Source organism: Cupriavidus sp. CPT47-8839-RL05A (assembly GCF_058792255.1).
The window spans coordinates 53,627-78,576 of sequence record NZ_JBYTEG010000022.1 but is presented as its reverse complement, the minus strand read 5'-3'; the positions used below and the strand labels follow the sequence as shown (position 1 = coordinate 78,576).

Here is a 24,950-nt window from a genome sequence, read left to right as displayed (position 1 = left end):
GGCGCATGGAAGGGCTAGTATTGCGCCATGTACTTCGATCTCTAAGATTTTTGAGGTACCGCAACCACCGTTCAGGAGCCCTTCATGTACGACATTTTCGCTACCGACAAGCTGATCGACCTCTGGCTGACCGAAGACATCGGCATCTGCGACTTGACCGTCCAGACCATGATTGAACCGGGAGAGACCGGCACCTTCTGCATGAACGCCCGCGAGCCGATGCTTATCGCCGGCATCGACGTGGGGGCACGCATCTTCGCGCGCTACGATCCGACGCTGTCGGTCGATGTGCGCGTCGCCGATGGCGACAAGGTTGAAAAAGGCGCGGTGCTGCTTAACGTGAGCGGCAATGCACGCAGCGTCCTGACGGCCGAGCGCACCGCTCTTAACATCATGCAGCGGCTGTGCGGCATCGCCAACCATACGGCAACCTATGCCCAGGCTATTGCCCATACCAAGGCGCGCCTGATCGACAGCCGCAAGACCACGCCGGGCCTGCGCGCGCTGGAAAAGCATGCGGTGACCTGCGGCGGCGGCCTGAACCACCGGCTGAGCCTGGACAACGGCGTGATGATCAAGGACAACCACATCGCCGTATGCGGCAGCATCGCTGCCGCCGTGGCACGCGTGCGCCGCAAGCTGCCCGTGCTGACCAAGCTGGAAGTGGAATGCGACCGGCTGGAACAGGTGCACGAAGCACTGGCAGCCGGTGTCGACGTGATCATGCTGGACAACATGTCGGTGCCCGACATGAAGGAAGCCGTGCAGATCGTCAATGGCCGGACCAAGGTCGAGGCATCAGGCGGCATCCGCCTGGAAACGATCCGGGCCGTGGCGGAAACGGGCGTGGACTATATCTCCACGAGCAAGATCACCCAGTCCGCCCCTGCCGTCGACATCGGGCTCGACGAAGCCTGACACCGGGGGGACCAGCCCCCTGATCGCTCTAACCGATTCACGCCTTCTACCCAAGGCATTCACCCTTGCCGGTCTCGCCCGGCGAGGGTCTTTTCCGTTGCGGGTCGTCTACAGGTCCGAGAGCAGGCGCCCCACCTCCTGTGTGGACGGGACCCGCCGGCCATGTTCCGCCGACGCGGCTTCGTCGGCGACCAGCCGCTTCGCAATCGTGATCAGCACGCGGCGCGTGGTCAGCACATCCTCTTCGCTCAGCCCTTCCACGCTGAGTTCATTCACCTCGGTCGCCAGCGGTTCAAGCTTGCGGCGCAGCGCGCGTCCGGTCTTGCTCAGGAACACATGCACCTTCTTCTTGTTGCCGGGAAGGTGCGTGCGTTCCACGTAGCCCAGCGCCTCCAGCGCCTTGACTGCCGCAAACGTCGTCGGCTCGGTCACCCCGGCGCGTTCGCTCAGCTCTCGCTGCGACACGCCGTCATGGCGCCACAGGATACGCAGGATGGTCCAGTGGCCGTACGAAACCGAATGCTCCGCCAAGCGCAGCTGCAGCGCGCGGATATAGGCCCGGGCGGCATCCTTCACCAGGTGGGCAAGCCGTTCTTCATCGGCTTCATCCGCAGGCGTGATCGGGACCGGAGCATCCGGCTTCTTTGTGGCCATAGTCGTGAGGGAAAGTAGAGCGTATGCATGCGACACCGGACGACCCGGTGCCAGCGACAGCGCACATGATAGCGCCTCCGGCGCTCGCACGCCGACACCACCGCTTCGTCGGCAAGGCCTCTCCATGTAGCGTTCACTCCATCAGTGCACGATGCCCTCAACCCATGCACGGGGCACCGTCACCGCGCACCCTGCTCCCCGTGTTTTCCCCTATAAGCTCGCGAATCCCGCGTACACACTGGATTTGCGGGCGCTGGCGCGTTGCTTGCATTACCTTAGACATCGAACTTATCTTGACACCCCCCTGGCCGGTGCTAGCATAGCCACATAACTTCGACATCTAAGGTAATGCTCATGAAGGCGACCGGCACATTCTTCTTTGTTGTGGGGCCCAGTGGCGCTGGCAAGGACTCCCTGATCGACGGTGCACGTGCCGCGCTCGACGGCGACTACGTTTTTGCGCGGCGCGTCATCACGCGTCCCGACGGGTCTGCTGGCGAAGAGCACGAAGGTGTCACGGAGACCGAGTTCGCGCGGCGCCAGCGAAGCGGAGAGTTCCTGGTGACCTGGGACGCGCACGACCTGCGCTACGGATTGCCCAGGTCCCTGATGTGCGAGCTCGAACACGGCCGCAACGTCGTGGCCAATGGCTCGCGCGGCGTTATCGCGGAACTTGCGGCGCGCTTGCCTCGTTTCGTGGTGGTCCTGGTAACGGCACCACATGACGTGCTTGCCCGGCGCATTGCCGCACGCGGGCGGGAATCGGGCGACCAGGTTGCCAGCCGCGTGGCACGCGCGGGAGCTCCGGTGCCGCCACACGTCCCGTGTATCACGGTGTCGAACGACAGCACGCTGGAAGCAGGCACGGCACGCTTTGTCGAAGCCTTGCGCAACGGCACCAGGGCATCCGCCGCCGAACGGCCGGCCAGCCGCACCAACCTGATGGCCAAGCTGCGCGGCGAGCCGCTCGACGAAGCTGCCTACGTCGCCGTGCTGCAGGACGCCATCGCCGGGCGCTACACCGAGGCCGAGCTGACCGAGTTCCTCGTTGCCGCAACCCGCACGCTCACGGACGAGGAAGTGGTGGCACTGGCGCGCGCGCGTACCACCTTCACACCCCGCATCGACTGGGACGAACCGGTAGTCGTCGACAAGCATTCGATGGGCGGCGTTCCCGGCAGCCGCATCACGCTGATCGTGGTGCCGATTGTCGCGGCCTACGGGCTGGCGATGCCCAAGACATCGTCGCGCGCGATCACCTCTGCCGCCGGCACCGCCGATGCCATGGAGACCATCGCACGGGTCGACCTGGCGCACGAGGACGTGCGCCGCTGCGTGGCCCAGGCGCGCGCCTGCATCGCCTGGAACGGACGGCTGAACCATTCCGTGGTCGACGATGTGATGAACGCCATCACGCGGCCGCTGCGGCTGGATTCGCGGCGCTGGTCGGTGGCGTCGATCCTGTCGAAGAAGTACACCGCCGGCGCCACCCATGTCATCGTCGACCTGCCCTACGGGCCGCAAACCAAGCTGGCAACGCGCGCCGACGCCGATGCGCTGGGCGCGCTGTTCGAACACGTCGGCAAGGGACTGGGCCTGCACGTACGCGCACTGGTCACGGACGGCAGCCGCCCGATCGGGCGCGGCATCGGCCCCGCACTGGAAGTGCGCGACGTCCGACTCGTGCTCGACAACGCTCCCGATGCGCCCGCCGACCTGCGTGACAAGGCCCTGCGCTTTGCCGGCGAAATCATCGCATTCGATCCCCGCGTGGGCTCCCCCGAACACGGCATGCAAATTGCGGCGGCGCTGCTGCATGAAGGCAAGGCCAGGGCCGCGTTCGAGCGCATCGCCGCCGCGCAGGGCGTTCGCTGCGATCCAGTGGCGCCGGGTACGCATACGCTGGTCGTTCCCGCCGCCACGCAGGGCCGGGTCACGGGCGTCGATGGCCTGCAGATTTCCGGCGTGGCGCGCGCCGCCGGCGCGCCGCGCGATGGCGGTGCCGGGGTCGACATGCTGTGCGCGATCGGTGCAAGGGTGGCGCCAGGGCAACCGCTCTACCGTATTCACGCCGGCTTCGCTGAAGCGCTAGAGGCGGCTGCGGCACTGGTGCGCGCCGGCGGCGAGTGCTGCCAGGCGGTGCGTATAGACCCCGATTGACCGGCTTTCCCGCTTCCTTCACCCTAACCGACGAGGCATATCAATGAGACCCCTATCCGTCGTCAGCAGTCTGGCATCGCTCCTGTTTGTCGCAGGCAGCCTGGGCACCCTGCCCGGGCGCGCCGAAGCCAATATCGCCAGTACCTTCCCGCAAAAGCCGATCCGCATGGTGGTGACGTTCCCGGCCGGAGGGGGGACCGATTCTCTCGCGCGCCTGATCGGGGCCGACATCAGCAAGTCGCTGGGGCAGCCGGTGGTGATCGACAACCGGCCCGGCGCCAGCGGCAATATTGGCGCCGAGTTCGTCGCCAAGAGTCCCGCCGACGGCTATACGCTGCTTATCGTCAACAGCAGCTTTGCCATCAACCCGAGCGTCTTCAAGAAGCTGCAGTTCAATCCGAAGGCCGATTTCAGCGCCGTCATCACCTTCGCTTCGGTGCCATCGGTGATCGCCGTGCCATCGCACTCGAAACTCCGCACTTTCAGCGACCTGCTGGCGGCGGGCAAGAGCGCCTCCCCTCCCAGCTATGCGTCGTGCGGCAACGGCACCCCGCAGCATCTGGCAGGCGAACTGCTCAAGGTTTCGGCAAGGATGGACATGCTGCACGTGCCATACAAGGGTTGCGCCCCCGCCATCGCCGACGTACTCGGCAACCAGGCCGATGTCAGCGTCAACACGCTGACCAACACCATCCCCTACCTGAAAAGCAACAAGCTGCGCGCGCTGGCCGTCACGTCGAAGGCACGCTCGCCGTTCCTGCCCGACGTACCCACCGTGAGCGAGCTTGGCGTGGCCGGCTATGACGTCGACCAATGGTTCGGCATCCTCGCCCCGGCAAATACGCCGCCCGAGATCGTGCAAAGGCTCAACACGGAAATCGCCAGGGCCATCGCCAAGCCCGAGGTCAAGGCATCGCTGACGCAACTCGGCTTTGCCACGACGACAAGCACGCCCGCTGAATTCCAGAAGCTGGTGAGTTCCGACATCGATCGCTGGCAGAAATTCACGACGAAGATCAATCTGCTCGTCGACTGACCCGGCTGGGGCACCGGCCAGGCCACAGCAGGCGGATCCCCCCGACTTCCCGTAGTACATCGTTGCCACGCGGGCGCAAGCCAGCCCCCGTGAGAGCGTGTTCGTGCCTGCGGGATGGCCGCGACGATCCGGTGGCGCCGGGCCGCCTCCAGGCCGGATCAGAAGCCGACCGTCGCCGACATCATCAACGTGCGCGGCTCGCCAATGGCCAGGCCGCCATAGCTGTCCACCGCCGCCCAATAACGGCGGTCGAACACATTGCGCAGATAGAGGCGAAGAATCGCGTCTTTCCCGGCCATCCTGGTCCGGTAGCGCGCACCCAGGTCCACGCGCGTCCAGGCTGGCAAGCTCTGGGTATTGGCCTGGTCAACATACTGGCGCCCGGTGTAGGCAAGCGCGCCGCTCAGTGTCAGGCCGGGAAGCCAGGCGGCATCCCATTCGGCGCCAAGGTTCACCTGCAGCGACGGGGCGCCGATGACGGACCTGCCCACCGTGCCGGCGTCCGCGTCGCGGGTGATGGTTGCGTCAAGCAGTGCAGCGCTCGCCAGCAAGCGCACGTTGCTGGCGAGCTCGCCGTACAGCCCGAACTCGAGACCCCGGCTACGCTGCTCGCCGTTGACGGCGAACCACGAGCCAGCAAGCTCCCCGCCGGGCTTGCTGATCTGGAATGCGCTGATGGTGGCGCGCATGCCGCCTTGTTCCAGCTTTACCCCTACCTCGTACTGGCGCGACTTGTACGGGGCGAACACTTCACCGGCATTGCTGGCACTACCCGGCGCGATTTCGCCCTTGCTGAGCCCCTCGATACGATTGGCGTAGAACGATACCTGCTGCCAGGGCCTGACCACCAACCCCGCCAGCGTCGTCCACGCGCCCTGGTCGTAGCGCGAGGCCAGTCCTCCGTCCGCGTTGAAGTTGTCCGACTGCACACGCTGGCGGCGCAGGCCAAGCGTCAGTTGCAGGCGGCGGTCAAGGACCGAGAGCGTATCGGCCAATGCCACGCCGGTGAGCCGTGTCTTCGATACCGTCGGCACGCCAGACGGCGCCGGCACATCCTGGAACGGCAGCGTCGCGGGCGCGTAGAGGTTGGTCAGCGCGGTCGTGCTGGCAGTGTTGTACGCGCGCCCGAGCTTGTCGTGGTAGCCACTGGCCACGACGCTGAGCTGGTGACTCACGGGGCCGGTCTGGAAACGCGCGCGCACGCCGGTGTCGGCGCTGACACGCGCCACCTGGAAGCGATAGTTGGAGTCGGCTACCGCCACATCGCCCGCGGCATCGATGATGGTTGGCGTGATGACAAACAGCCGCGCCACGTGCGTCTGCCCGCCACCGGCATCGGCAAACCAGGTCACGCCGTCGGCAAGGTCGTATTCCGCGCGCAGCAGCTGCGAGCCGTCGCGGATATGGGATTGCTCCCACGGCTGCGAGATATTGCGGCGGCCATCCGGCGCGTCGGGCACGGCGATGCCTGGCACGATATGCAGCAACCGCGACGGCGCGGAAATCCGTTCGCGCTGGCCGATCAGATCCAGCGTGGTGCGCAAGCGCTCGCCCTGGTAGTCCAGCGCCAGCGCGCCCGAGGTGGCGCGGCGCGACTGGTTGTCGAGCGCGGTACCGCCACCCAGGTAGCTGCCATTGAAGCGAATGCCGAACTGGCTGGCACTGCCCAGGCGGCGGCTGATATCCACGCTGCCCCCGAACTGCGACGCCGCCGCGTAGTCGGCCGTGAAGCGCGTCACGTCGACGGCACCCGCGCGCTTGGGCACGATGTTGATGCCGCCGCCCACGCTGCCGCTGGGCGCCATGCCGTTGAGCACCGCCGTGGGGCCCTTGATCAGTTCCACGCGCTCGACATAGCTGGTGGAAACGCGATAGTTGGACGCCACGCCATAGATGCCATCGAACGCGATCTCGCCGAAGTTGCCGTTGCCCACCGGAAACCCGCGGATGCTGAACGCATCCAGGATGCCGCCGGGCTGGCTGACATAGCGCACCGATGCATCGTTGGCCAGCACGTCGCCAACGGTGCGTGCCTGCTGGTTTTCGATGAAGCCGGCGCTGTAGCCCACGGCATTGAACGGTGCATCCATGTTGTCGGTGTTGCCGAGCAAACCCAGGCGCACGCCTTGTGTGACCTGTCCACCGGCCAGCAACGGCGGTTCGCTGTCATGCGTGCCGACGACGCGCACCTCGGGCAGCGTTGCGGGCGCGCGTTCACCTTGCACCGCGGCGCGGCGCACGGCGTAGCCGCCGCCGTCCATCGGCACAGCCTCCAGCCCGGTGCCGGCCAGCAGCACGTGAAAGCCCTCGGGAACGGCATAGCTGCCATGCAACCCCTCGCTGCGCAGCCCGGCCAGCTGCGCGGCATCGTAGGACAGATTGATGCCGGCGGCGCTGGCAAAGCGGTTCAGCGTGACCGTGAGCGGGCCGGGCGCGATGGCGAAGGCGCGCATGGCGACGGCACTGCCCTTGTCTTGCCCCAGCGCCGGCAGCGCGGCGGTCCCCAGCGTCAGGACAGCGAGCCACGCCCCCGCGGCGGCCGAAGCGCTCCGCGTGCGCCACACCGCGCCCGGGGATCGTTGCGACTGCCGCTTCCTCACGCCGCTCCGCTCAGAAGTCCACGGCCACGGACGCCATGAAGGTGCGCGGGACACCCTGCGAAATGGTCCCGTACGATGCCACGCCCGACCAGTACTTGCGATCGAAGGCGTTGATCAGCGCCGCGCGGAAGGTGGTGGCATGACCGCTGACCTTGGTGCGGTAGCGCGCGCCCAGGTCCACCGTGGTCCACGACGGCACGTGCTGGGTATTGGCCTGGTTGACGTAAGCATTGCCGGTGTAGTTCACCGCGCCGGTCAGCGTCAGGCCCTGTACCCACGGCAGGTCCCACTCGGCGCCCGCGTTGGCCATCACCTTGGGCACGCCCACCGGGCGGTTGCCGAGGGTCGCGGCGCTGTTGGTCTTGGTCAGCTCGCCGTCCAGCAGGGTCACGCCGCCGAGCAGGCGCACACCCTTCCAGGCTTCCCCGGACAGCGTGAGCTCGATGCCCTGGTTGCGCTGCTCGCTGTCGATCGCATAGACCGTGCCGAACAGCTGGCCGCTGGGCTTGCTCATGCGGAACACCGCCAGCGTGGCCATGACCTTGCCGGCATCGAGCTTCACGCCCACCTCCTGCTGCTTGGTCTTGTACGGTGCGAACACCTGGCCCGCGTTCGACGCGGTGGCGGGCGCGATATCGCCCTTGCTCAGGCCTTCCACGTAGTTGGCGTACAGGGACACATGCTGCCAGGGCTTGTACACGATGCCGGCCAGCGGCGTGACCGCGCTCTCGTCATACGAAGCGGTCTTGGCGCCGCTGCTGCTGTAGTTGCCGGACTTTACCTGCTGGTAGCGCAGGCCCAGCGTCAGCTGCAGGCGCTCGTCGAATGCGCTCAGCGTGTCGGCCAGCGCCACGCCGGACAGCGTGGAGTCCGACACCTTGGGCACGGAGGCGGGTGCTGCCACGCTCTGCTCGGGGCTGGCGACCGGGTCATAGATATTGGACCGCACCGCCGTGCCCGCTCTGCTGGCACTCGCGATCCTGTCCGTGTAGAGGTTGGCCTGCAGCGCCAGTGCATGCCTGACTGAGCCGGTCCCGAATCTGGCCCGCACACCGGTATCGAACGAGGAGCGATTGATCCGGAACTTCCAGTTCTGCGGCACGGCCGAGGTGTCGCCGCCGGCGTTCAGGATGGTGGGGGTCTGGTCGGAGAAGCGCGCCACGTCCGAGCGGGTGCCGCCGGCATCGGCAAAGATGGTGACGTTGTCAGTCAGGTCGTACTCGGCGCGCAGCAGCGTCGAGAGGTCGTTGGACTTCCACCAGCCCCATGGCTGCGAGACATTGCGCCGGCCGTCAGGTGCCGCTGGCACCTCCACGCCCGGGGCGACAAGGAACGGACGCGTGGGAGCATCGACCCACTGGTACTGCTCGATCACGTCGAGCGAGGCGCGCAGGCGCTCGCCCTGATAGTCCAGCGACAATGCGGCCACCTCGGCGCGCGACTTCTGGTGGTCCAGCGGGGTCGGGCCCTGGCGGTGCAGCCCGTTGAAGCGCACCCCCCATTCGCGCTTCTCGCCGAAGCGGCGGCTCAGGTCGACGGCGCCGCCCACCTGCGCGTCGGAAGCATAGTCCAGCGTAAAGCGCGTCAGGTCCGTGGCCAGCGCGCGCTTGGGCACCACGTTGACCACGCCGCCCACGCCGCTGTTGGGCGACATGCCATACAGTAAGGCGGCCGGGCCCTTGAGCACCTCGACCCGCTCCAGGTATTCGGTGAACAGGTGATAGTTGGGCGAGACCCCGTAGACGCCGTCGAAGGCCACCTCGGACAGGTTGCCCTCGTTGATCGGGAAGCCGCGGATGTAGAACGAATCGGTCACGCCGCCGATCTGGCCGGTGAAGCGCGTGGACGGGTCGCTCCCCAGCACTTCCGCCAGCGTCACGGCTTGCTGGTCCTCCAAGCGTTGTGCGGTGTAGTTGGTCGTCGCGAACGGGGTGTCCATCACCCCCTTGTTGCCAAGCAGCCCGAGCCGGCCGCCGCGCGCGACCTGTCCGCCCGCGTACGCCGCGGGCAGGTCGCCGGCGCCATCGGCGCTGGCGCTGACGGTCACGGCCGGCAGCGTTTGTGGATCGGCGGCCTGCGCCAGGGCTTCAAACGGTGCCACGGCGGCCCCCAAGGTCAGGCAGACGCAGGCACGGTGCAGCGCGATGGCCAGCGGCCGGGGTTGCGGCGTGCAGGCCATGCGAGGCGACTTTGCAGGGCGGGCGTGGGTAAAACAAGATACAGACATCATTCTCTCCGGCAGCGACAGGTTTTGGTTTCCTATGCTGTTGGCCGGTCGAGAACCGGAATCCCCTCACTTTTCCTGAAAATATTTCTCGCCCGCCCGGCATCGTGGTTCAGCGCGGCCCCACGCTGACCCAGAAGCGCGTGCGGTAGCGAATGCTGATGGGCTGCGCCTGCGCAAGGAATGCCAGTGCCCGATCGGTGTCTCGCACCTGGTATGCGCCGGACACGCGCAGGTCCGCCACGGACGGGTCGCAGACGATGCGCCCGCTCCGGTAGCGCGACAGCTCGGCCAGCAGGTCCGCAAGCCGCATGTCGTTGCCGGCGATCACGCCTTCGGCCCAGCCGTCGTCCGTGAACGGCCGGGCCGGTGCTGGTGCGCTGCCGTCGGCTGCGAGCCACCAGTTCGTGCCGGCTCGCGCCACCTTTGCGTTGTCATCGGCGGCCCGGCCGTTGGCGGGATGCAGGGCGACCGCCCCTTCGAGCACGCTGACGCGCGCGTGCCCGTCCTCCAGCCGCACCACAAAGCGCGTGCCCAGGGCGCGTAGTCCGCCAAATGGCGTCTCTACCCAGAACGGCCGCATTGCAACGGGCGTATCGTGGCCGGTGGCAACCAGGATCTCTCCACGCCGCAACGTCACGACGCGTCGCGTGGCGTCGAAGCGGGTGCTGATCGCGGTGTCGGTATTCAGCACGATCGTGCTGCCGTCGTCGAACCGCACCGTGCGCTGCTCGCCGGTGGCGGTGCTGGCATCGGCCAGCAGGCGCTGCCACGGGGCCAGCTCGCGCGCTGCGCCGGCAGCCAGTACCGAAACACCAGCCAGCGCAAGGATCTTGATAGCCTGGCGCCGCCGGATGCCGCGCGTGCCACGACGCTTGCCCACGGTCTTCAGCGTATCGAGCGCCAGGGCCGGCGGCATCCGGCTGAAATCGTCCTTCAGACCCTGCACGCGTTGCCAGGCCACGCCATGCAGCGGACTGGCGGCCAGCCATTGTGCAAAACCCTTGTGCGCAACGGCATCGCCCTCGCCAAAGTCGAGCTTGACCATCCAGCGGATGGCCTGGTCGACGACATCGGACGGAACAGAGAGCTCAGGCCGCGGCTGCGCGGGCCTGCCTGGATCGGTCACCGGCGCCTACTCGCCAAAGCGCAGCGTGTAGCAATGCCGCAGCGCCGTGGCCACGTAACGTTCCGCCGTGGCCAGCGATACCCCCAGACGCTCGCCAATCTGGCGGCAGCTCAGCCCTTCGAGCTGCGCCCACAGGAATGCGGTGCGCACCCGCGGCTTCAAGGCATCGAGGATGCGGTCGATCGCGATCAGCGTCTCGAGAAACTGGAGCCGGCTCTCAGGCGACGGCGCTTGTGGTTCGGGCAGCTGGGCCAGCGTCTCCAGCCACGCCAGTTCCAGTTCGCGGCGGCGCCAGTGTTCGATGACCAGCCCGCGCGCGATGGTGCTCAGGTAGGTGCGCGGCTCGCGGATATCGCAGGGTTCACGCCGCAACAGGCGCAGGAATACGTCCTGGGCGAGATCAGCAGCGTCGCAGGCATTGCCAAGCTGACGGCGCAGCCACCCCTGCAACCACCGGTGGTGATCGCAATAGAGAACATGAACCTGCTGATTGCCCGGAATGTCGGCGGCGCCCACCTGCGAAACCCTCGTTCATTTCCGCACCCAACGATGCGCGCACTATGCAAATGAGAATTATTTCTATTTTAAGGCGGAATCCACGGATGCCGCAAGCGCTTCCTGGCAACGCTCGCCCCCTCACCCCTTCGCAGCGGCCCGCGGGCCGCTGCTGGGCGGAACCGCTCCCTCACGATCCCAAGTGAATCACGGCCGCGCTGGGTACCCAGCGCCCCGTCAGAACGTTTTTCTCTTTACATGCCAAGCGACGCTCGCACTTGACGTCGTAGCAGATGCAAAACCGATCGTGAATGTAGTAGGTGATACGGCCGCGATATACGGCCTGGCATTCGCTGCCTCTCGGTTGGTCGCTGTCAATACAATTTCGCTCTTAGACGGGGTATAGCTCAAACCATGCTTCACCGTCATGGCAGATGCATCTGCAGCTGCCATTGCCTCGCCACATCCCTCGGTAGCGAACCCTAGGTTGCCTTCAACCCTAGCGAATAGCGTAGATATCCGCAGCCCCCCAGTATCATTTCGACTCACGCCGTTGCTACTGTCACCATCCGCCGACTCAATGATTGCCATCGTGGCAGGCGAGCCCGCCCCTCGAGCCAGCGTGTTCTCGTTAACCTGGAAGCGTGTGCAGCCAGCGAAATCGATCCCAAACCGTCTAAAGAATGAAATCGTACAGTGCACCAAGAATCCCGAGGCCACGCCCCGCAGCCTGATGCAATCAGCTCCGGCACCGTTCGAATGGTTCAGTGCTGAAATAAAGCCAATCTTGAGATTTCTCGTGGGGTCGCCGTTGTCAGCCAAATTGACATCCAACGCGGGATTAGATCCCCCCCCGCGAAGCGCGCGACTTGATAGGTAGCACCCACCGTTGATCTCGACGCAGTCAACCCCACGTAGCACAACGGGGGCATCACAATAGTCAATAACCACTCCCCCAGTGATTGTTACCAAATCAGTTCCCTGCGAATAGACGCCAGTTGCACAGCCGATGGCGACACCGCCATTGATAACCAGACCAGCAGAATAAGGGCTGTAGTCACCGTCATCATTAACCATGTACGCCGTATTCTTCCAATTACAGCCTATAAGCTGCGTATTGACTGTCCTGACACGATAGACCCCCTTGTTACCAAACGTACCGTCAAAGGAACATCCAACTAGCGCCCCCTCGCGCACCCCATCGAGATACACGCCGTAGTCGGCATTCATGAATTTGACGCCGACCAGCAAGAAATCATCGTATTGAGTAGTGCTGGTGCCGGTCACCCACCTGACGCCGATACCCCGTCCAGTGAATCTGCCACCGCAGATTGTCAGCTTCTTTCCGTGATCGCTTTTCCTGATAGCTCCCTTGCCTTCCATGGCACATATGATTTCGGCCCCGTACGCAATGAGCGTGACCGCCTTTCCAGTAAGGTCCACCTCCGTCAGCCTGTAGCGACCGCCGGCCGGAAACACTAACGTGCCGCCATCCCTAATCCCCGCCACGGCAGCCGCGACGGCAGCAGTGTCATCGGCAACACCATCTCCCCGCGCACCAAACTTTCTTACGCTTGTCGGTTCATCCCCCGGACGATGCGACGGAGAGCGCTCCTCAGTGCCTGCGAGACTTGTTTGCCACCGGAGCAGCGAAACACCGATGCTCGTTGCAAGTCCTCCGAAAAGAATCCTCCGCCTATTACTCATATCCTGGCAACTCCACTCTCGCATCGATCAAGCTAGCTACCCGGTATCCACCAGAGCGGTATTCTTCCGTCAGCTTTTCATCGCACACTAATGGAGCGATGACGGGTTCCACGTCTTTCGCTTGATGCGCAGACAGGAATTGATACAAGCGCCTCCCCCGTTGGCTCATAGCGAGAGCGCACAAGTACTTTCACGGCCGGCTCGCCCTCATCAATATATCGCCGAGATCAGCAATCAGCATACGATAGGCCATCAACGTATTGCGAGCATCATCAATTCTACCGGCGATTAGCGAAAAACCTATGCGACTTAACGGCTCCAAGCAAAGAGTTACAAAAACCAACGTCCACGCAGGTATCCGCTTAAAATGTTTGAACCCGTAAAGTAAGCGGCTACGCAAAGAGTAAAACAACCGATGCCCCTTTACCTGTTGCGAGGTGCCGCCGCCAGCGTGATACGCCTGGACGTCAGCTATATACATGCTCCGGAATCCGGCTTGACGAGCACGTAGCGATAAATCAACCTCTTCAAAGTAAACAAAGAATCGTTCGTCAAATCCGTGCAGTGCCATAAATAGGTCACGACGCATTAAAAAGAAAGCTCCTATCACCTGGTCTACTTGCCTATTCGAATCGTGAGGCCATTCCACCATGGCTTGCGTCCATCGCTGCAGGCCTGGAAGGCGATTAAGTCCGGTAGCGTTGACAAAAAAAGATGCCACCGTCGGAAAACGCGAGCAACTGCGAGCCACCTGATTCTTCTCATCCACAAGTGAAACACCGACAATCCCCACGTCCGCCGCCCCAGGTTCCTTAAGGTAAGTCAAGGGTCTGAGCAACGACTCGGAAAATATTCTCGCATCCGGATTCAAGAAGAGCACAAACTCTCCCTCAGCAAGCGCCGCGCCTTGGTTGCAGGCCGCGCCAAAGCCGCGATTCCAGGTATTAACTATTACCTTTACATCAAATGGTGAATTAGACGCCACCACCTTTGCCAACGACAGAGAATCGTCACTTGAGGCATTATCGACAATAATTACCGATTTAACCAATCCGCCGTGATGCTGCACAATGCTTGTGATTGCATCCGAGAGTTGCCCTCGGCTATTCCAATTAACCAAAACAATATCAAGCATGACCGAGCCCTCCCTTTTGCCATCTGAATCGGTACGGTGTCATAAACAGCCAATACCAAAACCAGACCTGAATCCAGGTTGATAGCAACGAAAAATACTGATCCTGGAAGAACTGCATCACCAACGGGTACACCGAAGCCGAATAATAAAAGATCCAGACTCCACCGCTCGAACGCGCTCTCCTATACAACCAATAGTGCACCATCAAAAACACCGGCGGAATTAGCACGCCGATGTACGAAAAGTCTCGAAAATAAACCTCGTATACCGTATACACATTGGTTGGATCCGGTACGAACGCATATCCTTTGACCAAAGATACCGGGGCCTTATCTGAAATACCCAGGGCATATTGAAGGGACACAAACAAGCGAAACGTATTCTCCCCCCAACTTAAATCCGGATTCCATTCCACAAGTCGGGAAAATGCAAGAAACGGACCAACTACATAGCCTCTCAGGCTTTCGAGAAAAGACTCAATATTCTCCGCAATACCCTCATCCGCGGAAATCCCCTTCGCAGTCATCGCCGCTACAAATATCGATAAAGCCGCAAAGATAACCAGCGCGATGAGTAACCCACGCATACGAATTGCACCAACATTCATCAACGGAACAAGAGCCAGACACAAAAAGAACAAGATGTATGTCCGACCAGTGCTGAGATAGCAGTAACATAGACTCACCGCGACGGAAAGCCACAGGCGACCACCTCCCAAATTTGATTGGCGGTAAAGAAATATCGACACGGAGGTAGTCACAAAAGAAAGTACCCACAAGTATGCCAATATCCCATAACCCTCCCCATCCTCCGTTATCGCCGCACGGAGTTTTATATAACCCAACACAGTAAAAATGCTCTCACCATCCGCAATTTCCGTAGCTCGCCCGTAGACGAACGGGAGCGCAATGATCGCCACTAACTGCGCCAGGTCAATAAATCTACTCTTTCTCGCAATGACCCCGTGCCGCCAAACTTCTGCGCCCCCCACCCGAAGTCGGAGACAGCATGAGATCATAATAAACAACGCAAGAAGCTTTGCCGTCAAAATAATAAGGATAAATTCTACCGAAACCGAGATAAAAGTATCCCGAGACAAATAATATCCAAAGAGCAAAAAGAACCAAACGAAGAAGTAAATCTGAAATGGATTCCCGAATCCCAATTGCCGCCGACTCGCTGTCAGCAGCCCCGCCAACGTAATGAGCAACAATATCTCAAACATTCCGCCTCCTGGAATAGTATGCTAACGCGCTGGCGTCGAAAACCATGCGACCCACCCAGGCCCAAGCCGCACCATGAATACCATAGTTATTCAGGAGAAAATATAGCGCAACAACAAAAAACGGCAATTCAATCACGTGCAATGTTGCGGTCAAATTGGCTCGCCCGTCCGCCTGAATCAACGCGTAAAACATGGAGCCGATCGCATTGGCAAAGACTCCGAGACACAGCACTTGACCGATTACAATTGACTCGGAATTTAGATGATCCTTTATCCACCATAAGAGTACCTCCGGCAGAAGCAAAGCCATTAATATGCTCACCACCGCCATTAATCCAATCATGATGTATAACCAGCGACGAAAATAGGCGCGCCACTCGCCAGGACGTTCACGCATCAACTGGCTCAAGGTTGGGAACATTACGGACGATACTGAGCTCACCAATATCAAGCTCTGCGTCACCATCTCGTACGGCAAAACATAGACAGTCACCGCTGCAGCAGAGATGACCGAGGCGATAACAAAACGATCCGCTTGGACTAAGATCGGGCTTACTATGCTACTGACCGTCACCCATCCGCCGAAAGCGAACAGTGATCGCGCGATCTTCGAAGAATAGACGCCCTTATATCCAACCCCACCAATCCGCATGCATCGGGCAGCTAAGTGATCAAATGCGAACAAGGCAAGAACCCTACTGACTACTAACGTTGCAATCAGCCACGGAAGTTGATTGGTGTAGAGGGTCACCAGATACGGCCCACCAAAATTGATTACGCCGAGTCCCGCGCGCAATAAACTAATGCCTTTGAAGTTCAGAAAGGCTTCGTTCATGCCGCGATAGGTGGCACTCATCGCCTGTGCCGGTAACGCAATCGCTAGCAATATCATGGCCGAGCGGATCTCAAGAGGGGGGGTACCATGCGCATCGATCCAAGCGTATCCACCCAGCAACGCGGTCGCCGCGACGAAACTACCACCGACCAGCCCTGTCACAAGAGTAATCCGCCGCGCTGTCGCCAGCACGTCCGGGATATCCGCTAGATCGTCTGCGCCCCGTAGACTGGATACCAACTGCGTCAGTGCACGACCGATCCCGAGATCTAGCGCACCCGCATAGCCGATCAATCCCCATGCCAGCGCCAGCAACCCAAACCGTTCGTTCCCGAGTTTCTGTATGAGTTGCGGGACCGTGACAGCGGCGACGAGTAATGGGAGCGCCAATCCAGCTAGATTCCACGAAATATGGGATAGCCGCATGATCTACCGATTTCAACCTGAGATCGAGCCTCGCAATCTCATCAGATACCATGGCATCGCCTGCTCAATGCCTGTTCTGACACGATATTTCGGATCGTAACCAATTAGATTTCTGGCTTTCACAATATCGGCCTGACTATCGCGTATATCACCAGGACGGAAGTTCCGATATCTCGGTGACTTACCATATGCAACGTCGCCAAGAGCTATTGTGCAAATACGCACAATTCTCCTTAAAGGTCAGTCCTAGGACGATCACCTTCGCACGCTTCACCGCGTTTCCAGACTGAATGATCTTCTTTACCGTCTGCTGTGCCACACACACCGCCATGCCATCATTGATGCAACCACCGGCCAGAATGACTTGCGGGTGATAGCCCAGCATCTCAGCCTTGTGGGTCAGGTCCGGACAAATGGATGTTCTGGCGTCTTCTCTTGTTTCAAGAATTATCGGCGGTGCTGGCAGCGTCAGAGAGTATTTATGTGCGGCACCACATATAAGCATTTCTTCGGTGCCGCATCGACGCCGCCATCGACCCACGGTCAGCAAGGTATGTCCGCGCGAAAGTCCAGTAGCAAGTTAATGCCAGGCGGTCCGCACGTTGGTGCTTCGCCCAGATGCCGGGGCCATAGCTATCTACGCGCAATTCTTCACTAACGCGACATATTTTGCTCATATATGTCTGGATTCGATCAGGAAACGCTCCAGCAAGCCCGGGGCAGCGGATCAGCCATTCGGCTGAACCACAAGCACAACTCGCTATAAGTTCCCCGTCCGGGCGAGCCCCTTACAACGATGAAAATCCGTACACTCTGTCGTAAAGAGAACTAAGAATCACCCACATGTGCCATGGCGGTAGCGCTGGCCGTGCACGCGCTCGTTCTTCAAGCTATTGAAGAAGCTTTCGCTGGGGGCATTGTCCCAACAATTCGCTTTGCGACTCACCGAGCAGACCATGCCATAGCCAGCAAGCTTGGCCTGGAAGGCTTGGCGGCCGCGGTCGGAGTGGTGGATCAGCCCCGGCGCCGCAGCGCCGGCTTGCCAGAGGCCGCTCACGGCGGGGGCAACAGCCGTTCAGCCTTTCACGCACACCACCTGCCGCAATGTGTGCACGATCTCCACCAGGTCAGCCTGCGCCGCCATCACCGCGTCGATGTCCTTGTACGCCATCGGGATCTCGTCGATCACCGCGGCGTCCTTGCGGCATTCGACCCCCTCGGTCGCATGCACCTGGTCGGCCACGGTGAAGCGGCGCTTGGCCTCGCTGCGGCTCATGGTGCGCCCCGCGCCGTGGCTGCATGAGCAGAACGATTCCGGGTTGCCCTTGCCGCGCACGATGAAGGAGCGCGCGCCCATCGATCCCGGGATGATGCCCAGCTCGCCCACGCGCGCACTGACCGCGCCCTTGCGCGTGACCAGCACGTCGGCGCCGAAGTGGTGTTCCTTCTGCACGTAGTTGTGGTGGCAGTTGACCGCCTCCAGCCGCGCCTGGAACGGCCTGCGCAGCACGCGCTGCGCCGCGGCCAGCACCGCCTCCATCATCAGCTCGCGGTTGCGGCGCGCGTAGGCCTGGGCCCATGACACGGCGAAGATGTAGTCCTCGTAGTGCGTGGAGCCTTCGACCAGGTAGGCCAGGTCGCGGTCCGGCAGGTTGGCGAGGTGCTTGCGCATGTCCTGCTGCGCCAGCGAAATGAAGGTCGTGCCGATAGCATTGCCGACGCCGCGCGAGCCGCTGTGCAGCATGAACCAGACTGACTGGGCCTCGTCCAGGCACACCTCGATAAAGTGGTTGCCGGTGCCGAGCGTGCCCAGGTGATTGCGATGGTTGGTGCGCGCCAGGTGCGGATACTTGTCGGTGATGCGCTGAAAGCCCGGCGCCATTTCGGCCCATGCCGCGTCAACGGGCGCCGGCGCCGAGCCCCAGGCCCCCTGGTCGCGCCGCCCGCCTTGCGCGGTGCGCCCGTGCGGAACGGCGTGCTCGATCGCGCTGCGCAGCGGTCCGAGGTTGTCGGGCAGGTCAGCGGCGGTGAGCGAGGTCTTCACGGCCATCATGCCGCAGCCGATGTCCACGCCCACCGCGGCGGGAATCACCGCGCCCACGGTCGGGATCACCGAGCCGATGGTCGAGCCCTTGCCCAGATGTACATCCGGCATCACCGCAAGATGGCGGAAGATGAACGGCATCCGCGCCGTGTTCAGCAGTTGCTCGCGGGCAGCGCCTTCCACCGGGACGCCGCGCGTCCACAGCTTGACCGGCTTGCCGGCGCCGGTGTCCAGCACGTCATAGTGGCGCTTGTCCGTCATGGCCGCCCCTGGCTTTGTCGTCGCGGATTGCAGGTTAGACGGCCAGGGCCAGTCCAGGATTCCCTGCCGCCCGACTCAAGCCAACAGGAAGCTGCCGAAGGCGCCCAGGTCGACATTGCCGCCCGAGATGATGACCCCCACGCGCTTGCCCTTCACATCCAGCTTGCCGTGCAGCACCGCGGCGGCGGCCAGGCAGCCGGTGGGCTCAGCCACGATCTTCATGCGCCCGGCGAAGAACTTCATGGTGTCGACCAGTTCCGCATCCGACACCGTGACGATGTCCGTCACCAGTTCGCGGATCACGGCAAAGGTGTGGTTGCCCAGGAACGGCGTCTGCGCGCCATCGGCGATGGTGCGCGGAGTGTCGATGCGGACGATCTCGCCGCTGCGCAGGCTGCGCTGGCCGTCGTTGCCGGCCTCGGGTTCGACGCCATACACGGCGCAGCCGGGCGACATCGCCTGCGCCGCCACCGCGCAGCCAGACAGCAGCCCGCCGCCGCCCAGGCACACCACCAGCATGTCCAGCGGGCCGGTTTCCTCGAACAGCTCCTTGGCGGCCGTGCCCTGCCCCGCCATCACGTGCGGATGGTCATACGGCGGGATCAGCGTCATGCCGCGCTCGGCGGCGATGCGCCGGCCCAGCGCCTCGCGATCGTCCTGGTAGCGGTCGTACAGCACCACTTCGGCGCCGTAGCCGCGCGTGGCCTCGATCTTGATCGCGGGGGCGTCCTGCGGCATCACGATCACCGCCTGCACGCCCAGCAGCCGGGCCGACAGCGCGATCGCCTGCGCATGGTTGCCCGAAGAGAACGCCAGCACGCCACCCGCCTTCTGCTGCGGCGTGAACTGGGCGATGGCGTTGTAGGCGCCGCGGAACTTGAAGGCGCCGATGCGCTGGAAGTTCTCGGCCTTGAAGAACAGCTGCGCGCCGGTGGCCGCGTCAGCGGTGGCGGAAGTCAGCACCGGGGTGCGGTGGGCCGCCGCGCGAATGCGTTCGTGGGCGGCAGCGACGTCGTCGAAGGAGATAGGCAGGGCGGTCATGGCGGTGGCAAGGAGGCTGGGACCGGCCAGTTTACCCGCCCCGGGGCCACCTTGCAGCCACGCCGCCCCGGCGTGGCGCTATGCCGCGGCCAGCCTGTGCGCCGCGCGCCGCTGCGTGGCCAGCGTATCGGCACCCCGGTGCGAGGCGCCGCCTTCGCCCGGCAGGCGGAAGAACGCCACCACCTCAGTGAGTTCGCGGCCCTGCTCTTCCAGCGCGCGCGACGCATTGGCAGCTTCACTCACCAGCGACGCGTTCTGCTGCGTCACCTGGTCGATCTGCACGATGGCCTGGTTGACCTGCTCGATGCCGCGGGTCTGTTCGGCCGACGCCGTGGCAATCTCTTCCACGATGCCGGTCACGCGCGCCACCGCCTGGGTCACCTCGGCCATGGTCTGGCCGGCCTCTGCCGCCAGCGACGCACCGTCGTGCACCTGGCGTCCCGACGCCTCGATCAGGTCCTTGATCTCCTTGGCCGCGCTCGATGAGCGCTGCGCCAGGCCGCGCACCTCGCTGGCCACCACGGCAAAGCCGCGGCCCTGCTCGCCTGCACGCGCAGCCTCAACCGCCGCGTTCAGCGCCAGGATGTTGGTCTGGAAGGCAATGCCTTCGATGATGCCGGTGATCTCGGCGATCTTGGACGAGCTGGCACTAATGTCCTGCATCGTGCCGACCACGCGCTGCACCGTGGCACTGCCGCGCTGCGCCACGTCGGCCGCGCTGCGCGCCAGCTCGCTGGCCTGGCGGGCGTTGTCGGTATTCTGGCGCACGGTCTCGGTCAGCTCTTCCATGCTGGCCGCGGTTTCTTCCAGCGACGCCGCCTGTTCCTCGGTGCGGCTGCTCAGGTCAGCGTTGCCGCGCGCGATCTCGCTGGTGCTCACGGCAATATTGCCGCTGCCTGCGCGCACCTGGGTAACGGTGGCGGTAAGGCGCTCGTTCATGTCGCGCAGCGCGGCAAGCAGGCGACCGGTCTCGTCATCGCGATCGACCTCGATGCGCGCGCCCAGGTCGCCGCTGGCCACGGCGCCGGCCACGTCCACGGCGCGCTGGATCGGCCGCGTGATGGCACGCGTAATCAGCAAGCCGCCAACGACGGCGATGGCCGCCGATACCATGGAAATCAGGATCAGCAGGTTGCGCTGGCGCTCATAATCCGCCTCCAGCCTGCGCTCCATCTCCTTCTGGCGCGCCAGGGTGAACTCGGCGTAGGCGTCGGTCGCCTTGATCAGCGCCGCCAGCAACGGGCGGCATTGCTTGTCGATACGGGACACGGCTTCCTCGATCTTGCGCTCCACCGCCAGGCCGACGATGCCCGTGGCGACCGGGCCGTACTGGGCCTCGACCTTCACCACATCCTCCACCAGCTTGCGCGCGTCGTCGCTGATGCCGGACTGGCGCACCATCTCGGTCAGCCGCGCCAGCCGGGTCTGCACGTCCTGGTGCGCGCGCAGGGCCTCGGCCTTCTCGCGCTCCAGCTCGCCCGCGTCGGTCACCAGCACCAGGTTGCGCGCCGCGATGGCACGCCGGTCCACCGCGCTGCGCACCTGCGCGGCCATGTCAGCGCGGGCATTCAGCCCGTTCAAATAGTCATTGAAACCTGCGGTCGCATCGCCGAGCGCATGCAGCGAATACGCCGACACCACCAGCACCATGCCCGCCAGCGTGCCGAACCCGGCCAGCAGCCGCGTGCGGATAGACAGACTCCTGAAATTCATGATCCCTTCCCCTTACCGTCCAATCAGACATATGCGCTTCGTTTGTTTTGAATCCAACCCTGCATGCCCCCGACTGCCGCATGCAACACTGCGCGCCCGTTCCTGCTGGTCGGCCCGGCGTCCGCGATCTGGCCGGGGTACTTTGCCCTGGCCACTTTCCGGCGTATCGGTGCTCTTTGTTGCGCTGGCTAACGGACGCGACGGGCCAAACTGATCCCTACCAGAGAGGGGCATGGAGTCGCCAGCAGGAGGAACGGTCGCATAGAGTGCATCAACAATCACAAGTGAGCCAATGACAACGCTGGGATGTCGCGAACAAGGCACAGTTACTTCGGCCAGGCGGCGACTGCGTCGCCAGGACATGGCAGCATACGGAGCCCGTGTCCCCAGGAACGCCCCATGCTGAACGGATTCGATGCACTGGTTGAAAAGTCGATGGCCGATTGGAAGATCCCCGGGCTTGCGCTGGCCGTGATCCGCGACGGCGAGCCTGTCCTGATGCGGGGCTACGGCGTCCGCGACAGCGCCGGACCAGCACCGGTGACAACGGCCACGCAGTTCATGCTGTGCTCGATCACCAAGTCCTTCACCGCCGCCGGCCTGGGCCTGCTGGTGGACGAGCGCAGGCTCGACTGGGCCACGCCCGTGCGCGACCTGATCCCGGGATTCCGGCTGCACGATGCCGTCGCCACCGAGCGCATCACGCTTCGCGACCTGCTCTGCCACCACAGCGGCATGCCGCGCCACGACTGGCTCCATACACCGGGTGACCTTGATACCAGCGAGCTGCTGGCACGGCTGCGCCACCTGGCGCCCAGCCGTGACCTGCGCGAACGCTGGCAGTACCAGAATCTTGGCTACGTGATCGCCGGCCATGTGGCCGAGCGCCTCAGCGGCCAGCGCTGGGAGGACTTCACCGAGGAACGCCTGCTGCGCCCGCTCGGCTTCTCACGCTTCGGTTTCTCCGCCGAGGCCCTGGCCGCCGCTCCCGACCACGCGCACCCGCATACGATGGTTGCAAGCGAGTGCTTGCGTGCAAACTGGTCCTCCATTGTGAAACCGGCCGGTGGCCTCGCCACCTCGGTGGAGGACCTGACGAAATGGATGCGCTGCCTGCTGGATGAAGGCAGGGTTGGCGGGCGAGCGCTGCTATCGCCGGCGATCGTGCGCGACATGATGACGCCAGGCGTGCATATCGGCATGTCGGAGTTCGCGGAAGTCGGCGATCAGCATTACGGCCTTGGCCTCACGGTCGAGCAATACCGCGGCGAGCGCACGGTCTCGCACTCCGGCAGCTGGCTGGGCTGGGCGACGCTGATGACGCTGATGCCATCCAGGCGCATCGGCATTGCGGTGCTGACCAACCGGGCACCCAGCGCGGTGACCGCGCTGCTGACGTATGCGGCCCTGGACCAGTTGTGCGGGCACCCGCCCATCGACTGGTTCACCCGCATGCAGGCCCGGCGCCACGAAATGCTCGCGCAGCTGCAGATCAACCAGGCGGCACGGCAAGCGCGGCAGCATACCGGCACCAGCCCCAGCCATCCGCTGCAAGATTACGCGGGCGACTACTCGCACCCCGCGTACGGGCAGGTCACCATCGGTGTGGCTGGCGATACGCTCTCCTGGCGCTGGCGCGGCATGGCCGGCCAGCTCGCCCATCGCCACTACGATGTGTTCAGCACCGCCGAAAAGCCCGCCGAGATCTATCCCGACAACCTGGCCCTCACCTTCCTCTACAACCGGGAAGGCACCATTGACCGCATTGCGGCACCGCTGGAGCCGCTGGTCGACGATATTGTCTTCCACCGCATGGCAAGCGGCGACGCAACCACGGCCGCCTTCCGCGCACGCTGCGTCGGCGAGTACCGGCACAGCGTGCAGCGCATCGAGGTCGCACTGGATGCGGCCGGGCACCTGCACATGACCATTACCGGGCAACCCCGCTACCACCTGCTGCCGTCCGAGGGACGGACCTTCGAGATCGTGGAGTTGCCCGGCTGGCGCGTGGAGTTTCGTGCGCCGGCAGAAGGCTGCGTCGACGCGCTGGTGTTTTGCCAGCCGAACGGGACGTTCCTGGCGTTGAAGGCTGAAATCGACCTCCTTCATGGGGGTGCAACATGACTTGCGCACGTGGAGGAATGGGGACCGACTGACGCGCAGGTTGCCGCGCAGCCGGCCCTGGCCATGGAGCGTGAGCGCCCGATGCTGGCGATCGTTGCGGCAAGGGCCGCGCCGGCGTCGCCCCGACCGCCCCTGCCGACGGTCAGGCCACCGCCGCCGACGACACGCCCTGCCCCGCCTGCGCACTGCGCCGCGCCAGCAAGTCCAGCGCCACATCCACGATCATGTCTTCCTGCCCGCCCACCATGCGCCGCCGGCCCAGCTCGACCAGGATGTCGACCGTGCCCAGGCCGTAGCGCGCCGCGGCGGCCTCGGCATGGCGCAGGAAGCTGGAATAGACCCCGGCGTAGCCCAGCGCCAGGGTCTCGCGGTCGACGCGCACCGGGCGGTCCTGCAGCGGGCGCACGATGTCGTCGGCGGCATCCATCAGCGTGTAGAGGTCGCAGCCATGCTGCCAGCCCAGGCGCTCGGCGGCGGCGATGAAGACTTCCAGCGGGGCGTTGCCAGCGCCGGCGCCCATGCCGGCCAGGCTCGCGTCGATGCGGTCGCAGCCCTCTTCCACCGCGACGATGGAGTTGGCCACGCCCAGGCTCAGGTTGTGATGGGCGTGCATGCCGGTCTGGGTTTCCGGCCTGAGCACGTCCTTGAAGGCGCGGAAGCGCTCGCGCACGTCCTGCATGCCCAGCGCACCGCCGGAATCGACCACATACACGCATTGGGCGCCGTAGCTTTCCATCAGCTTCGCCTGCTGCGCCAGCGCCGCGGGCGTGGTCATGTGGCTCATCATCAGGAAGCCAACGGTGTCCATGCCGAGTTCGCGCGCATATTCGATGTGCTGGCGCGAGACATCGGCTTCGGTGCAGTGCGTGGCCACGCGCACCACGCGCGCGCCGGCGTCGTAGGCGGCGCGCAGGTCGTGCACGGTGCCCACCCCCGGCAGCAGCAGCGTGGCCACGCGGGCATGGCGCACGGTCTCGGCCACGGCGGCGATCCATTCCAGGTCGGTATGGGCGCCAAAGCCATAGTTGAAGCTGGAGCCCGACAGCCCGTCGCCGTGCGCGACCTCGATCGAATCCACGCGCGCGGCGTCGAGCGCGGCCGCGATGCGGCGCACGTGGGCCAGGCTGTACTGGTGGCGGATGGCGTGGCTGCCGTCGCGCAGCGTCACGTCCGAGATGTAGAGCTTCTTGGTGGGTTGTGCGGTCATCTTTGTCTCCCTGCGG

Annotated in this window: 17 protein-coding genes and 3 pseudogenes; 5 read left to right on the top strand and 15 right to left on the bottom strand. The window is 63.8% G+C overall.

All coding sequences use genetic code 11. From position 1 onward, the window contains the following. The first annotated feature begins 84 nt into the window (after nt 1–84). Entirely contained in the window at nt 85–918 is an 834-nt protein-coding gene (nadC, locus tag AC3WVS_RS24540) for a carboxylating nicotinate-nucleotide diphosphorylase (RefSeq protein ID WP_492320691.1), read from the top strand. Nucleotides 919–1,026: 108 nt separating this feature from the next. On the opposite strand, the gene AC3WVS_RS24535 is transcribed toward nadC, so the two are convergent. Next, nucleotides 1,027–1,572: a MarR family winged helix-turn-helix transcriptional regulator gene (locus AC3WVS_RS24535; protein ID WP_035816290.1), complete on the bottom strand. Its 546-nt coding sequence runs from the start codon at nt 1,570–1,572 to the stop codon at nt 1,027–1,029. Between the two features lie 354 nt (nt 1,573–1,926). On the opposite strand from AC3WVS_RS24535, the gene phnN reads away from it, so the two are divergent. Both phnN and AC3WVS_RS24525 read left to right on the top strand, forming a co-directional pair. Next, nucleotides 1,927–3,732, top strand: coding sequence for a phosphonate metabolism protein/1,5-bisphosphokinase (PRPP-forming) PhnN (phnN, locus tag AC3WVS_RS24530; RefSeq protein ID WP_492320690.1), 1,806 nt, complete (start codon nt 1,927–1,929; stop codon nt 3,730–3,732). A gap of 43 nt (nt 3,733–3,775) precedes the next feature. Beyond that, nucleotides 3,776–4,768 carry a tripartite tricarboxylate transporter substrate binding protein gene (locus AC3WVS_RS24525; RefSeq protein WP_492320689.1) on the top strand — a complete coding sequence of 331 codons (993 nt, stop codon included), beginning with the start codon at nt 3,776–3,778 and terminating at the stop codon, nt 4,766–4,768. A gap of 158 nt (nt 4,769–4,926) precedes the next feature. On the opposite strand, the gene AC3WVS_RS24520 is transcribed toward AC3WVS_RS24525, so the two are convergent. The 13 genes and pseudogenes from AC3WVS_RS24520 to AC3WVS_RS24460 all read right to left on the bottom strand — a co-directional run bounded on the left by AC3WVS_RS24520 (nt 4,927) and on the right by AC3WVS_RS24460 (nt 21,603). After that, entirely contained in the window at nt 4,927–7,368 is a 2,442-nt protein-coding gene (locus AC3WVS_RS24520) for a TonB-dependent siderophore receptor (RefSeq protein WP_492320688.1), read from the bottom strand. A 10-nt stretch (nt 7,369–7,378) separates the two neighbouring features. Beyond that, nucleotides 7,379–9,547, bottom strand: a complete 2,169-nt coding sequence (locus tag AC3WVS_RS24515; protein ID WP_492320687.1) for a TonB-dependent receptor — start codon at nt 9,545–9,547, stop codon at nt 7,379–7,381. 157 nt (nt 9,548–9,704) lie between these two features. Continuing rightward, entirely contained in the window at nt 9,705–10,721 is a 1,017-nt protein-coding gene (locus AC3WVS_RS24510) for a FecR domain-containing protein (protein ID WP_492320686.1), read from the bottom strand. Between the two features lie 6 nt (nt 10,722–10,727). Beyond that, nucleotides 10,728–11,237, bottom strand: a complete 510-nt coding sequence (locus tag AC3WVS_RS24505) for a sigma-70 family RNA polymerase sigma factor (RefSeq protein WP_058698492.1) — start codon at nt 11,235–11,237, stop codon at nt 10,728–10,730. A 216-nt stretch (nt 11,238–11,453) separates the two neighbouring features. After that, nucleotides 11,454–12,599 carry a hypothetical protein gene (locus tag AC3WVS_RS24500; protein WP_492320685.1) on the bottom strand — a complete coding sequence of 382 codons (1,146 nt, stop codon included), beginning with the start codon at nt 12,597–12,599 and terminating at the stop codon, nt 11,454–11,456. A 514-nt stretch (nt 12,600–13,113) separates the two neighbouring features. Next, complete coding sequence (locus tag AC3WVS_RS24495) at nt 13,114–14,058, bottom strand: glycosyltransferase family 2 protein (RefSeq protein ID WP_492320684.1); 945 nt, start codon at nt 14,056–14,058, stop codon at nt 13,114–13,116. Further along, nucleotides 14,051–15,283, bottom strand: coding sequence for an O-antigen polymerase (locus AC3WVS_RS24490; protein ID WP_492320683.1), 1,233 nt, complete (start codon nt 15,281–15,283; stop codon nt 14,051–14,053). Before AC3WVS_RS24490 ends, AC3WVS_RS24495 begins: the two co-directional genes overlap by 8 nt. Next, the gene (locus AC3WVS_RS24485; protein WP_492320682.1) at nt 15,276–16,544 is read right to left on the bottom strand and encodes a flippase; all 1,269 of its coding nucleotides are present in this window, start codon (nt 16,542–16,544) and stop codon (nt 15,276–15,278) included. Before AC3WVS_RS24485 ends, AC3WVS_RS24490 begins: the two co-directional genes overlap by 8 nt. Before the next feature lie 205 nt (nt 16,545–16,749). Beyond that, nucleotides 16,750–16,947: pseudogene (locus AC3WVS_RS24480) on the bottom strand (nucleotide sugar dehydrogenase); the annotation flags it as partial. A gap of 450 nt (nt 16,948–17,397) precedes the next feature. After that, nucleotides 17,398–17,574: pseudogene (locus AC3WVS_RS24475) on the bottom strand (IS3 family transposase); the annotation flags it as partial. Nucleotides 17,575–17,619: 45 nt separating this feature from the next. Then, complete coding sequence (locus AC3WVS_RS24470) at nt 17,620–18,849, bottom strand: RtcB family protein (protein ID WP_492320681.1); 1,230 nt, start codon at nt 18,847–18,849, stop codon at nt 17,620–17,622. A 75-nt stretch (nt 18,850–18,924) separates the two neighbouring features. Continuing rightward, nucleotides 18,925–19,890, bottom strand: coding sequence for a threo-3-hydroxy-L-aspartate ammonia-lyase (locus AC3WVS_RS24465; RefSeq protein ID WP_492320680.1), 966 nt, complete (start codon nt 19,888–19,890; stop codon nt 18,925–18,927). 78 nt (nt 19,891–19,968) lie between these two features. Continuing rightward, nucleotides 19,969–21,603: a methyl-accepting chemotaxis protein gene (locus AC3WVS_RS24460; protein ID WP_492320679.1), complete on the bottom strand. Its 1,635-nt coding sequence runs from the start codon at nt 21,601–21,603 to the stop codon at nt 19,969–19,971. A 399-nt stretch (nt 21,604–22,002) separates the two neighbouring features. On the opposite strand from AC3WVS_RS24460, the gene AC3WVS_RS24455 reads away from it, so the two are divergent. Continuing rightward, nucleotides 22,003–23,727 (top strand): serine hydrolase, encoded by a 1,725-nt coding sequence (locus tag AC3WVS_RS24455; protein WP_492320678.1) that lies wholly within the window; start codon nt 22,003–22,005, stop codon nt 23,725–23,727. Between the two features lie 6 nt (nt 23,728–23,733). Beyond that, nucleotides 23,734–23,832: pseudogene (locus AC3WVS_RS24450) on the top strand (SAM-dependent methyltransferase); the annotation flags it as partial. Between the two features lie 37 nt (nt 23,833–23,869). Here the strand turns inward: AC3WVS_RS24450 and dmpG are convergent. Further along, nucleotides 23,870–24,934 carry a 4-hydroxy-2-oxovalerate aldolase gene (gene dmpG, locus AC3WVS_RS24445; protein WP_492320677.1) on the bottom strand — a complete coding sequence of 355 codons (1,065 nt, stop codon included), beginning with the start codon at nt 24,932–24,934 and terminating at the stop codon, nt 23,870–23,872. Nucleotides 24,935–24,950: the final 16 nt, after the last annotated feature.

Bases quoted from the DNA above. Each gene is read 5' to 3' on its own strand.
- dmpG (WP_492320677.1), bottom strand. From the start codon at position 24,934: ATGACCGCACAACCCACCAAGAAGCTCTACATCTCGGACGTGACGCTG.
- AC3WVS_RS24495 (WP_492320684.1), bottom strand. From the start codon at position 14,058: ATGCTTGATATTGTTTTGGTTAATTGGAATAGCCGAGGGCAACTCTCG.
- nadC (WP_492320691.1), top strand. From the start codon at position 85: ATGTACGACATTTTCGCTACCGACAAGCTGATCGACCTCTGGCTGACC.
- AC3WVS_RS24470 (WP_492320681.1), bottom strand. From the start codon at position 18,849: ATGACGGACAAGCGCCACTATGACGTGCTGGACACCGGCGCCGGCAAG.
- AC3WVS_RS24455 (WP_492320678.1), top strand. From the start codon at position 22,003: ATGCTGAACGGATTCGATGCACTGGTTGAAAAGTCGATGGCCGATTGG.
- AC3WVS_RS24535 (WP_035816290.1), bottom strand. From the start codon at position 1,572: ATGGCCACAAAGAAGCCGGATGCTCCGGTCCCGATCACGCCTGCGGAT.
- phnN (WP_492320690.1), top strand. From the start codon at position 1,927: ATGAAGGCGACCGGCACATTCTTCTTTGTTGTGGGGCCCAGTGGCGCT.
- AC3WVS_RS24515 (WP_492320687.1), bottom strand. From the start codon at position 9,547: ATGGCCTGCACGCCGCAACCCCGGCCGCTGGCCATCGCGCTGCACCGT.
- AC3WVS_RS24525 (WP_492320689.1), top strand. From the start codon at position 3,776: ATGAGACCCCTATCCGTCGTCAGCAGTCTGGCATCGCTCCTGTTTGTC.
- AC3WVS_RS24490 (WP_492320683.1), bottom strand. From the start codon at position 15,283: ATGTTTGAGATATTGTTGCTCATTACGTTGGCGGGGCTGCTGACAGCG.
- AC3WVS_RS24460 (WP_492320679.1), bottom strand. From the start codon at position 21,603: ATGAATTTCAGGAGTCTGTCTATCCGCACGCGGCTGCTGGCCGGGTTC.
- AC3WVS_RS24500 (WP_492320685.1), bottom strand. From the start codon at position 12,599: ATGGAAGGCAAGGGAGCTATCAGGAAAAGCGATCACGGAAAGAAGCTG.
- AC3WVS_RS24485 (WP_492320682.1), bottom strand. From the start codon at position 16,544: ATGCGGCTATCCCATATTTCGTGGAATCTAGCTGGATTGGCGCTCCCA.
- AC3WVS_RS24465 (WP_492320680.1), bottom strand. From the start codon at position 19,890: ATGACCGCCCTGCCTATCTCCTTCGACGACGTCGCTGCCGCCCACGAA.